The sequence below is a fragment of the Labrys sp. 22185 genome (assembly GCF_052045555.1).
Classification (GTDB): Bacteria; Pseudomonadota; Alphaproteobacteria; order Rhizobiales; family Labraceae; genus Labrys; species Labrys neptuniae.
The window spans coordinates 373308-385399 of the sequence record NZ_JBQEPH010000005.1; the positions used below are offsets into that span (position 1 = coordinate 373308).

Below are 12092 nucleotides of genomic sequence, written 5' to 3' on the forward strand. Positions count from 1 at the left end.
TTGCACGGACATTGCTTTTGGGTGTCGCTCCGAGCCAGGAACGAGTTCCGGCCCGACCAAGCCAATTAGGTCGAATTAAATACCGATATCCAGTCCCCGCCCCCTGCCGAGGCCATGACTGAAGGCGAGCTCCACACCGAGGCGGCGGCCTGAGTCGAACCCGACATCGATGCCAAGCTCCCGCTTGCGGTTGGCGAGAAGGGATTCCAATTGCGGATCGCGCTCAAGGCTCCTGGCCATGTCGCCCATGGCTGAGCGCGTCGCGTTGTAGTGGGCGAAGTCGCCAGCCTGATAGTGGAGCTGGCTCGTGTGCTTGAGCTTCTGCCAGCGTTCGACGAACCGGTCAGCAGCACGTTGTGGGTCGGTACGGATCTCGGTCTCGAGCTGGAGGGCGCGAATGGCGCGGCCGAGCTTGCCGCCGGCCGCCTCGCGGGCAAGACCCGTATCCTTGAGGTAGGCCGCCTCGGCATCGCGCCAACCATGGGGCCTCACCTTCTCGAAGGCGTCGCGCGCATCCTTCAGCTCTCGCCACTGCTCCGGGCTGGCCTTGCCGCCGATTTGCTGCTCGGCGAAGATGGCATTCACCACACGGGCATGGCGCAGCAGAGCCCGCGTGCGGACTTTGCGCAGTGCCTCCTCGGGATCTTCGACGGCTTCCTTTTCGGGTGCTGCAAGTTCGCGCCGCTCTGTCCCGGCTCTTCCTGCTTCCCGTTCCAGGCCCTGCCCTGCTTCTTTGCTGGGTGCCCCATCCGGGGCCGAGCGGAACCCATCGAGAAGCTGGTCGATCCGATCGCGCAGTTTTTCCGGCACCACCTTGCGCATGATCTCGGCGACGCGCTCGCGGAAACGGATGCCGCGCCGCTCGGCATACTCCTGCGCCGGATCTCGTTGCTCGTAGTCCGATGCCATGTCCTTGGATCGATCGCGCGATAGGGTTCGGACCAAGCGGTCCCGATCTGCAAAATCGTCGCGACCGTAATGCAGTTCCAGGCGGTCACGGTGACGCGACAAGGCGACATAGCTACTATGGGCATCCAGGCCTGGTGTTGCCAGCACATGGGTATGGTCCACCGTCATGCCTTGGGCCTTGTGGATGGTGGCGGCATAGCCATGGTCGATACGGTCATAGTCCTTGAGATCGAAGGCAACGGATCGACCGTCATCGGTGCGCACCGACATGGATTGCTGACTGACTTTCTCGATTGTGCCGAGCGTACCGTTCTTCACGCCCAGGCTGCGTTCATTGCGCAGGAACATGATGCGGTCGCCGCTGGCGAAGCTGCGCTCGCCGCGCTCGACCGTGAGCTGCACGTCATCGCCGAGATCACCGGCCTCGCGCAGCCGATCGCGTGCTGCCTCATTGAGCGATCGCACCTCGGCATTGGTGTGGGTGAGAATGATCCGACTGGCATCCGGTGCCGCCTGCCGATCGCGATCCCAGCGCTCGATCAGATCCTCGCGGGCCTGTTCTCGCGTCTGGGCTGCATGCACCCTATCATGGGCATTATAAGCGTGGATAGCTCCGCCGACCCAGCCGTTGGCCAGGTCACGCGTGGCATCCCGCTGCCAGTCTTCGCGCTGGCGCCGCACCTCACCGATCTCGGCGCCGCCATGACGATCATGGAGCGAGCGGAACGCCGCGCCCGCCTCGATGGCCTGCAATTGCTGGGGATCGCCGACCAGCACCACCTTGGCGCCAGCCTCGGCCGCGTGGGAGAGGACGCGTTCCAGCTGGCGTGTGCCGACCATGCCGGCTTCGTCGATCACCAGGACATCGCGCGCGGTGAGCAGATCCCTGCCCTGTCCCCAGCCATGTTCCATGCTGGCAATGGTGCGTGAAGCAATGCCCGATCCGCTCTCGAGGTTTTCCGCGGCGATGCCGGACAGCGCAACGCCTCGGACCTCATAACCAGCCGCCGCCCAGGCCTGCCGTGCCACGCCCAGCATGGCGCTCTTGCCGGTGCCGGCATAGCCCACGACAAGGGAGAAATCGCGCCCTTCGGTGACATGCGCCAGTGCATCGGCTTGCTCGCCGGATAGGATGAGACCGCGTTCTGCTGCTCGTGCCAAGGCTCCATCGCGATCGGCGTCATCGATCGCATGGCGTTGCCGCTCCGCCATCAGTTCGCCAGCGCGGTGCAGGCGCTGTTCGGCTTCGATCATCGACCTTGTGGTGAAGCGATCCTCGCCGCGTCCGTCCTGGCCGAGTTCGATGAGATCGGGTGCGCTGCGCATCGCGCCCATCACCTGATTGAACTGGTCAAGACCATCGCTGTGGCGATGGGCGAACATCGCCATGTCGCGCTGTGTGAAGGTCGATTGCTGACGAGTGATCGCCTCCAGGGCCAAAGACGGATCGGCAATGATGCGCTCGCCATTGCCGCGTGCGATCTCGCGGTGCAGTTCGGCACGATCGGCGGCGGCTCCAGGATCTTCGACACCAAGCTCCTCGATGCCTTCACGCTCGATGCGTTGCGCGGGCGCGCCGATCTGGCTTTGCGGCTCCAAGGCGATGCCCTGGTCTTCCAGGCTACGATGATCGATGCGGGCATCGATGTCGAGTTCGGCCAGACGCTCATTGGCGAACTCGGCCCAACGCTCGCGCCAATGCTCGACCATCTCCGTGCGGTTCCACTCCCGCACCTTCTGGCCGAAGCCAATCTCATCGCCATTCACTTCCACTGAGCGCATGGTCAGCATGACATGGGCATGGGGCTTAGGCATGCCGTCTTCGCCGACATCCCAATGCACATTGAGATCGGCGATCATGCCGCGGTCGACGAATTCGGCCTGCACGAAATCACGGGCGAGTTCGACGCCCTGGGCCTGGCTCAACTCGCGCGGCAAGGCGAACTCAACCTCGCGGGCGAGCTGGGCATCCTTGCGGATCTCGAACGCTTCGACATCGTTCCACAGTCGCTCGCGGTCGCTCCAGGCCTCAGGGGCATGCTCCGGCAGCATGACTTCGGAATGCACGACGCCCTGCTTGGCCGAGAAGTCGTGGTTGCGGTCGAGGCGCTCGTCCCGCAGGCGTGAACCGGAGCGATAGGCGGCAGAAGCCACCGCGCTAGAGCCGGCTTTGCGGCCGATAACCTTGACGTGAAGATGATAGATCGCCACCGACCAGGATATGGCACGGTCAAGCGCACGTCGGAACGACGTATAAGCGCGCCCTCCCTCGAAAAAATCTCGGGAGCGACTATCCGGTCCCAGCCAGTCTCGGTGACCCTGCAGCCATTCTCAAGGGGTTCAACTATCATCGCCGCATCAACACTTTGGAGGACATAATGCGCAAGCCGCGAAACTTCGATGCCGAACTGAAAGCCCTCGAAGACAAGGCGAAGGAACTCAAGAACTGCAAAGTGCAACAGCTCGGCGAACTGGTGATCGCCACGGGAGCCGCCAACCTCAGCGCCGAGGAACTGGCGGGTGCACTGGTCGCGCTAGCCGAAACCAACGACGCCGCCAAGAGGGAGGCATGGGCCAAGCGCGGCGCGGCGTTCTTTCAAGCACGGTCGCGCCGATCTGCTTCGGCATCTGAACGCAGCATCAGCGACGCTCCAGCGCAATCGGGCGGCGCGCAACCGGCATCAGGCAGCACAGGCGCGGAATGACATGCGGACATGGCAGGTCGAGCGCCGCAAGCGCACCCGGCAACTGATTGAACTTGGCGGCCTCGTCGCTAAAGCCGGAATCGTGGGCCTGACGGGCGACGACCGGACCGTGATCTACGGCGCGATGCTCTGGATGGCTGGCAAGCTCAAAAGCGAGGATGGCGAACGGGCGCGGCAACTATGGGCCGGAAAGGGGAGAGAGGCGTTCGAGATGGATCGTCCAGCAAGCCCGAACGGCAGCGTATAGCCACGGCAGGATCGCGCGTGACCGATGGCAGAAAGCCCGCTGCACTCCGCGACAAGCTCGACAACGAAATCCATCACGGCTCGAACGGATGCCGTTTTGCGCAGATCACGATGCACGACGAGCCAAATGTCTCTGGCGAACGTCGGGATATTTTACTGGGCGGACATTTTTTGATTGATCTGCGCGGGGGAGCCCGGGGCCCGAGAGCGATCTGTTCCAACGAGGTGTGCCATGGGATAGCACCCCCGGGCTTAGCGGCGAGAAACAGATTTCGAAAGAGTTTTGCAGGTGACATCGCTTCCCCTCAAAGGAGCAAAAAAGCTCTGCTCCATCAGGGGCAATTGATCGCCTATCAATGCGACTAAAAACCGGAGATCCCGTTTCCGGCCATAAATGGTCCGCTCGAAGGGAGGAACCGCCAGCACGGATGCTGCCAGCACCGCGCGCGGTGAACTCTAGCCGAAACACAACAACGCCTAGCATTGCAGATTTGCCGGCTCGACCGTGACTGCTATGGTCAACAGCTGGGGGAATAGAATGACGTACAAGAAGCTGGCGCTCGACGCGCTCACCGTGAACAGCGCCAACGACCGCCACGGCGAGCTTGAGAATGAAACAGCGGCCATCGGTTGGTTGTTCACTAATCACGAAAAGGCCATGCGCGCATTGGCGAAGGACCTCGCGGTGACCGGCGAGGTTTACGAGCCGCCATTGGTTTGGCCGAGCGGCGACGCCTACCTCGTCTTCGACGGCAACCGGCGCGTCACCTGCCTCAAGCTGATCGCCCAGCCGAAGCGCGCGCCGAGCGTGGAATTGCAAGCCTTTTTCAAAGGCCTGAAGGAGAGTTGGCCCGGCACCTTCCCCACGAGACTCGAATGTCAGATCGAGCCTGACCGCGAGCGGATCGACGACATTCTGCTGCGCCGGCACACGGGCACGCGCGGCGGCGTTGGGCGCAATCCTTGGACAGACCGGATGACGGCGACCTTCGTCGAGCGGACGGGCAAGGGCGGCGGGGTCAACGTCGCAGACGAGATCGAAAAGCGGCTTCAAGCCGCGGGCGCGCTGCCGGCGAGGAAAATACCGTGGTCAACGGCCAATCGGCTTTTGTCCTCCGAAGGCCTGCGCAATCGCGTCGGAATCAGCGTGACGCGCAGCAAGCTCCAACTCACCCATGATGAAAGCTTGGTCCTTCCGATCTTCCGGCGTGTGGCGGAAGATCTAGCAACCCGTAAGGTGGTCCTCGGCGATCTCTGGGATAACGAAGGCAAGGTCGCTTATCTCGACGGTCTGGAGGCCGAGGGCGTATTGCCCTTGCCGCCGCTAACCCCTCCGGGCGCCGGCCCTAGCCACCCGCCGAAACCCAATCCTGGCCCGGGTCCCAATCCTGGGCCAAGTCCTAGTCCGGGCGGCCCCATCGCGCCTCCGTTCGTCCCGCAACCGCCTCCGGCTCCGAAGCCGAGCAAGCGCACAACCCTGATTCCTCAGGTCAGCCATGCGGTAGTCTGGCAGGCCCACGTCCAGCGTCATCACCAGATTTGGGACGAGTTGCAGTTTAAGTTGCGCCTGGACGACCACCCCAACGCGATCTCGGTGCTGTTCCGAGTCTTATTCGAGCTAGCGATCGACAACTATATCACCCGCACAAACCTCACCGCCGTCCATCCGAACGATCCGCTGAAGAGCAAGGTCAAGAAGGTCGGCGCCGATCTTGAAGCCAAGAACAAGATCGACGGGAAGTACGCGAGCCTGATCTGCAAGCTCGATAACGCCGACGGCCTGTTTTCGATCGACACGATGAACCGCTATGTCCATTCGCCCGACTTCGCGCCTTCGCCGAGTCACCTGACGGCCCTCTGGGATCAGTCCTCGCGGCTCATCGTCCTCTGCCTGAACTCCTAGCCCAGCTCATGAACGAAGAGCTTCGCGGCATCCCCCGTCGTATCCTCGGCCTAGCGCGAGCGGCCCTCACGCAGGCCAACCATCACGCTGTCTTCATGGACCCCGGAAGTGAGCACTGGCCGTTGATGTCAGTGCTCAATACCGCCCACGCCGGAGAGCTGTTCCTCAAAGCGATAATCGCCACCGAGCACCCGCTGTTGATCTTCAAGGACCTTGTCACCCTCGATGACAAGAACGCTGACGGGCTTGACCTTCAGCGGTTGTTGACACGCGGGCGGACGCACGACTTCGAGAAGCTGCCACAGGTCCTGTGGGCGACCACCGGCCTAAGAATTCCCAATCCTAAGTGCTACGAGCGCCTGCGCCAAGCACGCAATGCGATTCAGCACTTTTGCCCGCCGGATGTTCGTGACCTCAACACGCTGTCGCTGGAGTTCATCTAGACGATCCTCGACCCTTTGATTGCCGGCCGGTGCGGCATCTACGCCATCGAACACCACGAAGATCGCAGAGCGCACCCACGACGAGTTGCACCCGGCCCACCGAAGTATCGTTAGCGCATGAAACTGCCCTCGGCCAGATTGGTCATGCCAACAAACAATGTCATACTGAAGCAATGAAACGGACCGACGACTCACACCAATCAGTTGGACCACACAGACGTCAGGCTGACCCCACCCTTCCGGATCGGGGCCTGATGATTCGCGAGCCGTGGATCTCGCAGATCCTCATGGGACGGAAGACGTGGGAACTCCGTGGCACACCCACCAAGATTCGAGGGCGGCTCGCCCTTATCCGCTCCGGCTCGGGACTGATCATTGGCGAATGTCAGCTTGACGACTGCGTCGGTCCCGTTGGTTTCGACACATTGATTGCAACGGGAGCGTTGTCTAGTCATGAGCGCGACGATATCGAACGTGAAGGGCACGCCCCCTATGTTGCCGTGGACGGTGTGACCTCGAAGACATTCGCATGGATTGTTTCAAGGCCCATTCTTTATTCACAGCCAGTCGCTTACAACCATCCCTCGGGAGCGATCACTTTCGTTGATCTGACCAAGCAGGGGGTTATTCAGTGTATCGAAGCATCGTCATCGACGAACAAGGCAATGCAAGCGGCATCTCGGCAGTTGCAGCTTTTGTAGACGCCCTCGCATCCAACCTCAAAGCCTTCGGTCGCGACGACATCGCTCTGATCTCGGTCGGTGGTCTCAAGGTTTTTGTCTGGGATCCGGTCGTCGCGTCGGCCGGCTCGGCCGAACTGCGCGAAGCCGCGATGGCTCACCGTTTGAACGGGCAAAAGGCGCGCCTGACGCAGCTTGAAGCCGAACTTCCCCAGAGCTTCTTTGACCCATTCGACGTGAATCTCGTCCACTCCCAACCAGAAGTCGTCGTGTGTATGAACAGCGCGGATGCGCAGCTCTTCGACTACGTCGTCTGGGGGCAGTCGATGTCCGTCGACACCAGAAACTTCCGCAATACCAAAATCCTCATCTTCGACGCCACGCCACAGCCCAGCCGTCTGATGGGAGCGATCCTCCTCAAGTCGCCGATGTATTTCGGCGGCGCTCGCGATGCTCACCTCTGCTGGCCCGAACTCTTCGATACTGTCGACGGTCAACGTCGCAAGAACCAGGCTGCGATCGATCTGCGCAACAAGGCGCTCAAGTCGATCTACAATATCGGCGTGTGCATGCTCGTTCCGCCCTATACGGCACACGGGATGGGCAAGCTGATCGCGTCGCTCTGCTTCTCCCCAGAGATCATTGACCATCTCGAACGAACCTTCGGCCAGCCGGTTCTGGGCATGACCACGACCGGCGGATGGGGCGGCAACGCGACCCAATACGACCGGCTCAACCTTGCCGACCGTGCAGCAGGCGGCAAGCGAGCGTTGTTCACGCGGGTACATGGCGCGAGACCGTCCCTGCACTTTCCAACCCACCTGTTCTCCGACATAGTATTCCAGCGCGCCATCGACGTGATCCGCGCGGACAACACAGTTAGCGTCAGGGACTTCGCCGGCTACGGCACCGACCCGACGGTTGCGGCTCGAGCGTTTCGTCAAGCCTGCAGGCTGATTGGAATCCCGTTCCGCGCCACGGCCGCGAACTGCGTGGCCCACTATTTCGGCTCGGTCTCGGACGCCTGCACCGATGCGCTACGCACGAGCGCGGGCATCGACATGCCGCCTGCGGTTCGCGCCATCCCGGTTGGGGACGCCCTGGCGGAATGGCGCAGGCGGCAGCACATCGCCAATCCCGACCTGCGTAGCGTGTCCGCGATCCCGCTGTCGAGGATGGCGACCTAGTCCTTGCCTCCCCCCGGCAGCTTGATCCGGCCCGTGAACAGAGTGACACTGAAAAACACCAGCAACACGCCGACTGCGCCTACCAGCATGCCCCATGGGATGTTGCCATCTTTGAACAAGGCCGCCGCCCAGATTCCGAGTACTACGCCGAGGACTGCGAGACCCAGAAGGCCTGCGACGCGATATCCTCCAATGGACGTCACCAGGCTGATTTCGGCGAGGGAGCCCGGCGTGTAGGGCAACTTGTGGTCAGGAATCTCGGTTTTGAGAGAGACTTTGATATAGCGCGGTGCGATGTCCGCCACCGACTTGACGCCAATCTTGAACTGGCTCGATGCATTGCGTCGAAACTCCTGCTTCGGCGCAGGGATCGCGAGATGCTCGGCGTCATCCGCCTTGATCGTCACCACCGTACCGTCCGGCAGGTCCTTACCTTCGGCTTCCGGCACGAAGCTCGACAGCGTCACCCGATAGCTGGACAAAGGATCAAGGTGATAGTCGGCGGCATAGTCCTGTTGGCCGAACCGATTGCTGGTACGAGGCTGCGGCCGTATCGTTGTTCGACCAGACTGACCTTCCTTTTCCAGATGGTCGATACGCCAGAACACGTCGCCATGAAACTGCGACGGCACCGCCGCGAGCCGGTCAACGACCTTGCCCCAGAGCTGTACACCGTCCTGCCGGAAAGCCGAAAGATCGGCCCCCTCCGGCGCCAGAGCGACCCACTTCTCGAAGGGCAATTCCTTCCTTTCTGCCAGCATGTCCAGCAGCGGCCGAATGGCCGGGGAATCGGGGTCAGGAAACCCGGAAAGCTCCATATGGAAATAGACGATGGTCCGTGAACTATCGTTGCCGCCAGCGCGTTCTTCTACGGCGACGTTCCGCAGCCTTGCATAGCGTGTCGGGATAAGAACGGAGTTGGCTGGGTCGAGCAATCTCCCCTTGGGATCGGCCGCACCCTTCGCATAGTCGTTGAACTGCCCATAGAACAGGATGACGTCGACAGGGCAGTCCGCCTCTTTCAATCCATGTAGATAGGCGAAGGCCTCGGGGCTGAAATATTTCTGCTGATAGTCATAGCGCAGGATAGTACCTGCGGGCAGCGCCAACAGCTGATGTACATCAGCATAGTATTGCGATCGTGTGCAGGTATCAAAGACAACGAGCGCGGACATACAGACTCTCGGAATGTGGCTAAGGATGAGCCTTAATACACGGTCAGAGCACTATGGGGTAGCTGTGGCGTCGAGAGCAAAACGACATCGAGAATAGCATTCTGAGCTAGAGAGGATCGAGAAGCGGGCGCAGAGCTGCCAAGCGGCTTGACTGACCGAGGTTCGTTACCTCTCTGCCTCCATAAGTTGCCAGCCTGTTTCCCACCATAATTTGGACATTTGCCCATCATTTACCGTCGACTGCCCTCTATCCTTCGCTGGCGGGCTGAAAGCGGTGAAACAGAGAACTACCTTTACGGTATAGCCCTCCAAAATGACGCATAAAAATTCACCGGAACCCGCTGCAATCACAACAAGTTTCCAGTCGCGTCCGTCAAGTTCCGCCTGTTTCGTCTTAGGTGACGCTCCCATTGTGGCGTATTGGGGGTGGCACGACCCGACTCCGGTCCCTGCCACCGTTGCTCGACCTCAGGAAGGCGGCCAACCGCTATCTTCCCTAATTTTCTCCGATCTTCTGTACACTTCCCACCATGAGTCACGGCGGGCGCATGACCGACGAAATCCTGACGATCCGAGAGGTGGCGGAACTTCTCAAGATCAATGAGAAGACCGCCTAAAAGCTCGCCTCGGCAGGCAAGATTCCTGGTTTCAAAGTCGGCGGCTCATGGTGGTTCCAGCGGCAGGAAATCGCAAACTGGATAAAACGCAAGATAGAAGAGCAACAGGGGGGAGCGGGAGGGCATGACGAACGAGGCCGACACATGCCGAAAATTCGTCGTGCTCAAACTGCAATCCGCCGGCTGGGATAACGATCCACATTCCATCGCCGAACAGCGCACCATCACGGACGGCCGCGTTATCCCCGTGGGCAAGGACTTTGTCCGCAAACCGCCCAAGCGGGTGGACTATCTGCTGCACTACACGCGGGATCTTCCGCTTGCCGTAATCGAGGCCAAGGTCAGCTACAAATCCGCGACCGATGCCGTGCAGCAGGCTTGCAACTATGCGGAAATCCTCGATCTCAAATACGCCCACGCCACCAACGGCGCCGAAATCATCGAGATCGACTATTTCAAGGGGACGGAAACGCGCGTCGCCGACTTCCCCACACCGGACGACCTTTGGCAGCGCTATCAGGCCGGCAGCGGGATCGACACGCTCGAGCGCGTGGAGCATCTGATCGCTCCCTATAACACCGTCCGCGGTAAGCCGCCCCGCTATTATCAGCAGATCGCCATCAACCGGACGGTCGAATCTATCCTTGCCGGAAATAAGCGCCTGCTTCTCACTATGGCGACGGGAACTGGCAAGACCATCGTGGCCTTCCAGATTTGTGACGTGCCTCCAGCTTTTCGGAGCGTTCTGAGCTGGAATTTTCCACTTATGATCCCGATGACGGGAGAAGGAGAGTTCCATGAAGAAGTCGAAGTTTTCGGAGGCACAGATCGCCTTCATCCTGCGCCAGGCAGATGAAGGAACGCCTGTCGCGGAGGTATGTCGCAAGGCCGGCATCTCGGACGCGACGTTCTACATCTATGGACGGCTCTCCCGGTGCAAGCGATTTGAGCGGTTTCCCGGCGGACTTGGGTGCCAACATCTATCCGGCGTCGCCAGGATGTTGGCGCGCCCAAATGGGTAATCCGCACGGCGTGAGCCTCAACAACTGGGCGGCTTCGAAGAGCCATTATAAAAGTCAGGTTCCTCACGCACCGATCACGTCGGCCGGTACACTTCTCTGATCGTTCACACCTCTCCGGACGTCCGTCAGGCCGCCCGGTATTCCGTTCCCCTGTTCAACATCGCGAAGATCACACGCGCGTTCTTGTTCGCTACAGCAACGATCGTTTTGGCGGCGCCGCGTCGAACCTGAAGATCCCTGATCCAGGTGCTCTGGGCATCATCGCGAGTTGCCGATGTGCGCACTACAGCTCGTGCGCCATGGATCAGCAGGGTCCGCAAATGGCGATCTCCGCGCTTGGAGATACCGAAGAGACGCTGCCGGTTGCCGCTTGAGTGCTGCCGAGGCACGAGCCCCATCCACGCCGCAAGATGTCTGCCATTGGTAAACTCGGCTCCGTTGCCAACGGCAGCGACAAGTGCGGTCGCGGTTTTTGGACCTACCCCTCTGATTTTTGCAAGGCGGCGACAGGTCTCGCTCGAGCGGAAGATTTTCTCGATCTCTCTATCGAACCAGGCAATCTGCTTGTCGAGTGAGAGAAAGACAGCGTAGAGCTGCGCCAGCATCGACCGGAAGACAGCGCTGATCTCTGACGCACCATCCTCCAGCAAGATCCGGATCTCGCGCCGAGCGCGGGTGATGGATTGGGCAAATGCGATGCCCCTGTCGAGCAACAGGCCGCGCATCTGGGCGACCAACGCAGTTCGGTGGTTCACCAGTCGCTGTCGGCCGCGGTGAAGCGCCTGGATGTCCTGTTGCTCAAGTGTCTTGCCGGGGACGAACCTCATATGGGGTTGTCTCACGGCACGGCAAATTGCAGCGGCATCGTTGCGATCATTCTTCTGATGCTGAGCAAACGGCTTGACGTATTGCGGAGCAATAATCCGGACCCGATGCCCTGCCGCCTCGAACTGACGCTGCCAATAGAACGCACCAGTGCAAGCTTCAATCGCGATGGTGCATGGCGAGAGCGCCTGAACTTCAGCCATCAACCGATCGCGCCGGACCCGTCTTTGCAGGACTACGTTGCCTTCAGCATCTTCGCCATGCAGCTGGAAGACGTTCTTCGCCAGATCGATGCCTACGAATGCCACATCCATGTTCCATCTCCTTCTGGTTGAGGCCTACAACCTCGGGCGAATAGGGAGAGCCGTCCATCCCATTAA

The 12092-nt window shown here is 60.7% G+C and carries 11 protein-coding genes and 1 pseudogene; 9 read left to right on the forward strand and 3 right to left on the reverse strand.

The window, feature by feature from the left end; translation table 11 throughout:
* Positions 1-75: 75 nt before the first annotated feature.
* Complete coding sequence (gene traA / locus ACTJKX_RS13585; protein ID WP_440725563.1) at positions 76-3120, reverse strand: Ti-type conjugative transfer relaxase TraA; 3045 nt, start codon at positions 3118-3120, stop codon at positions 76-78.
* A gap of 167 nt (positions 3121-3287) precedes the next feature.
* On the opposite strand from traA, the gene ACTJKX_RS13590 reads away from it, so the two are divergent.
* The 7 genes from ACTJKX_RS13590 to ACTJKX_RS13620 all read left to right on the forward strand — a co-directional run bounded on the left by ACTJKX_RS13590 (position 3288) and on the right by ACTJKX_RS13620 (position 8073).
* Positions 3288-3614: a conjugal transfer protein TraD gene (locus tag ACTJKX_RS13590; protein ID WP_440725564.1), complete on the forward strand. Its 327-nt coding sequence runs from the start codon at positions 3288-3290 to the stop codon at positions 3612-3614.
* 1 nt (position 3615) lies between these two features.
* Entirely contained in the window at positions 3616-3861 is a 246-nt protein-coding gene (locus ACTJKX_RS13595; protein ID WP_440725565.1) for a conjugal transfer protein TraD, read from the forward strand.
* Positions 3862-3878: 17 nt separating this feature from the next.
* Positions 3879-4226 (forward strand): hypothetical protein, encoded by a 348-nt coding sequence (locus ACTJKX_RS13600; RefSeq protein WP_440725566.1) that lies wholly within the window; start codon positions 3879-3881, stop codon positions 4224-4226.
* 172 nt (positions 4227-4398) lie between these two features.
* Positions 4399-5763 (forward strand): hypothetical protein, encoded by a 1365-nt coding sequence (locus tag ACTJKX_RS13605; RefSeq protein WP_440725567.1) that lies wholly within the window; start codon positions 4399-4401, stop codon positions 5761-5763.
* Positions 5764-5771: 8 nt separating this feature from the next.
* A complete protein-coding gene (locus ACTJKX_RS13610) occupies positions 5772-6206 on the forward strand; it encodes a hypothetical protein (protein WP_440725568.1) in 435 nt (144 codons plus the stop codon).
* Positions 6207-6460: 254 nt separating this feature from the next.
* On the forward strand, positions 6461-6907 hold the full coding sequence (locus ACTJKX_RS13615; RefSeq protein WP_440725569.1) for an ASCH domain-containing protein: 447 nt from the start codon (positions 6461-6463) through the stop codon (positions 6905-6907).
* Complete coding sequence (locus ACTJKX_RS13620; RefSeq protein ID WP_440725570.1) at positions 6838-8073, forward strand: Druantia anti-phage system protein DruA; 1236 nt, start codon at positions 6838-6840, stop codon at positions 8071-8073. The genes ACTJKX_RS13615 and ACTJKX_RS13620 overlap by 70 nt, the downstream gene beginning before the upstream one ends.
* Here the strand turns inward: ACTJKX_RS13620 and ACTJKX_RS13625 are convergent.
* The gene (locus ACTJKX_RS13625; RefSeq protein ID WP_440725571.1) at positions 8070-9248 is read right to left on the reverse strand and encodes a hypothetical protein; all 1179 of its coding nucleotides are present in this window, start codon (positions 9246-9248) and stop codon (positions 8070-8072) included. The two genes, ACTJKX_RS13620 and ACTJKX_RS13625, sit on opposite strands and share 4 nt — an antisense overlap.
* 741 nt (positions 9249-9989) lie before the next feature.
* Here ACTJKX_RS13625 and ACTJKX_RS13630 point away from each other — a divergent pair.
* Both ACTJKX_RS13630 and ACTJKX_RS13635 read left to right on the forward strand, forming a co-directional pair.
* Positions 9990-10721, forward strand: coding sequence for a DEAD/DEAH box helicase family protein (locus ACTJKX_RS13630; RefSeq protein ID WP_440725572.1), 732 nt, complete (start codon positions 9990-9992; stop codon positions 10719-10721).
* Positions 10663-10785, forward strand: a pseudogene (locus tag ACTJKX_RS13635) (transposase); the annotation flags it as partial. The gene ACTJKX_RS13630 and the pseudogene ACTJKX_RS13635, both read left to right, overlap by 59 nt.
* A 227-nt stretch (positions 10786-11012) precedes the next feature.
* On the opposite strand, the gene ACTJKX_RS13640 reads toward ACTJKX_RS13635, so the two are convergent.
* The gene (locus ACTJKX_RS13640; protein ID WP_440725573.1) at positions 11013-12026 is read right to left on the reverse strand and encodes an IS110 family transposase; all 1014 of its coding nucleotides are present in this window, start codon (positions 12024-12026) and stop codon (positions 11013-11015) included.
* Positions 12027-12092: the final 66 nt, after the last annotated feature.

Excerpts from the sequence above, each read along its gene's own strand:
- ACTJKX_RS13630 (WP_440725572.1), top strand. The coding sequence starts at position 9,990 with ATGACGAACGAGGCCGACACATGCCGAAAATTCGTCGTGCTCAAACTG.
- ACTJKX_RS13640 (WP_440725573.1), bottom strand. The coding sequence starts at position 12,026 with ATGGATGTGGCATTCGTAGGCATCGATCTGGCGAAGAACGTCTTCCAG.
- ACTJKX_RS13610 (WP_440725568.1), top strand. The coding sequence starts at position 5,772 with ATGAACGAAGAGCTTCGCGGCATCCCCCGTCGTATCCTCGGCCTAGCG.
- ACTJKX_RS13595 (WP_440725565.1), top strand. The coding sequence starts at position 3,616 with ATGCGGACATGGCAGGTCGAGCGCCGCAAGCGCACCCGGCAACTGATT.
- ACTJKX_RS13590 (WP_440725564.1), top strand. The coding sequence starts at position 3,288 with ATGCGCAAGCCGCGAAACTTCGATGCCGAACTGAAAGCCCTCGAAGAC.
- ACTJKX_RS13625 (WP_440725571.1), bottom strand. The coding sequence starts at position 9,248 with ATGTCCGCGCTCGTTGTCTTTGATACCTGCACACGATCGCAATACTAT.
- ACTJKX_RS13605 (WP_440725567.1), top strand. The coding sequence starts at position 4,399 with ATGACGTACAAGAAGCTGGCGCTCGACGCGCTCACCGTGAACAGCGCC.
- ACTJKX_RS13615 (WP_440725569.1), top strand. The coding sequence starts at position 6,461 with ATGATTCGCGAGCCGTGGATCTCGCAGATCCTCATGGGACGGAAGACG.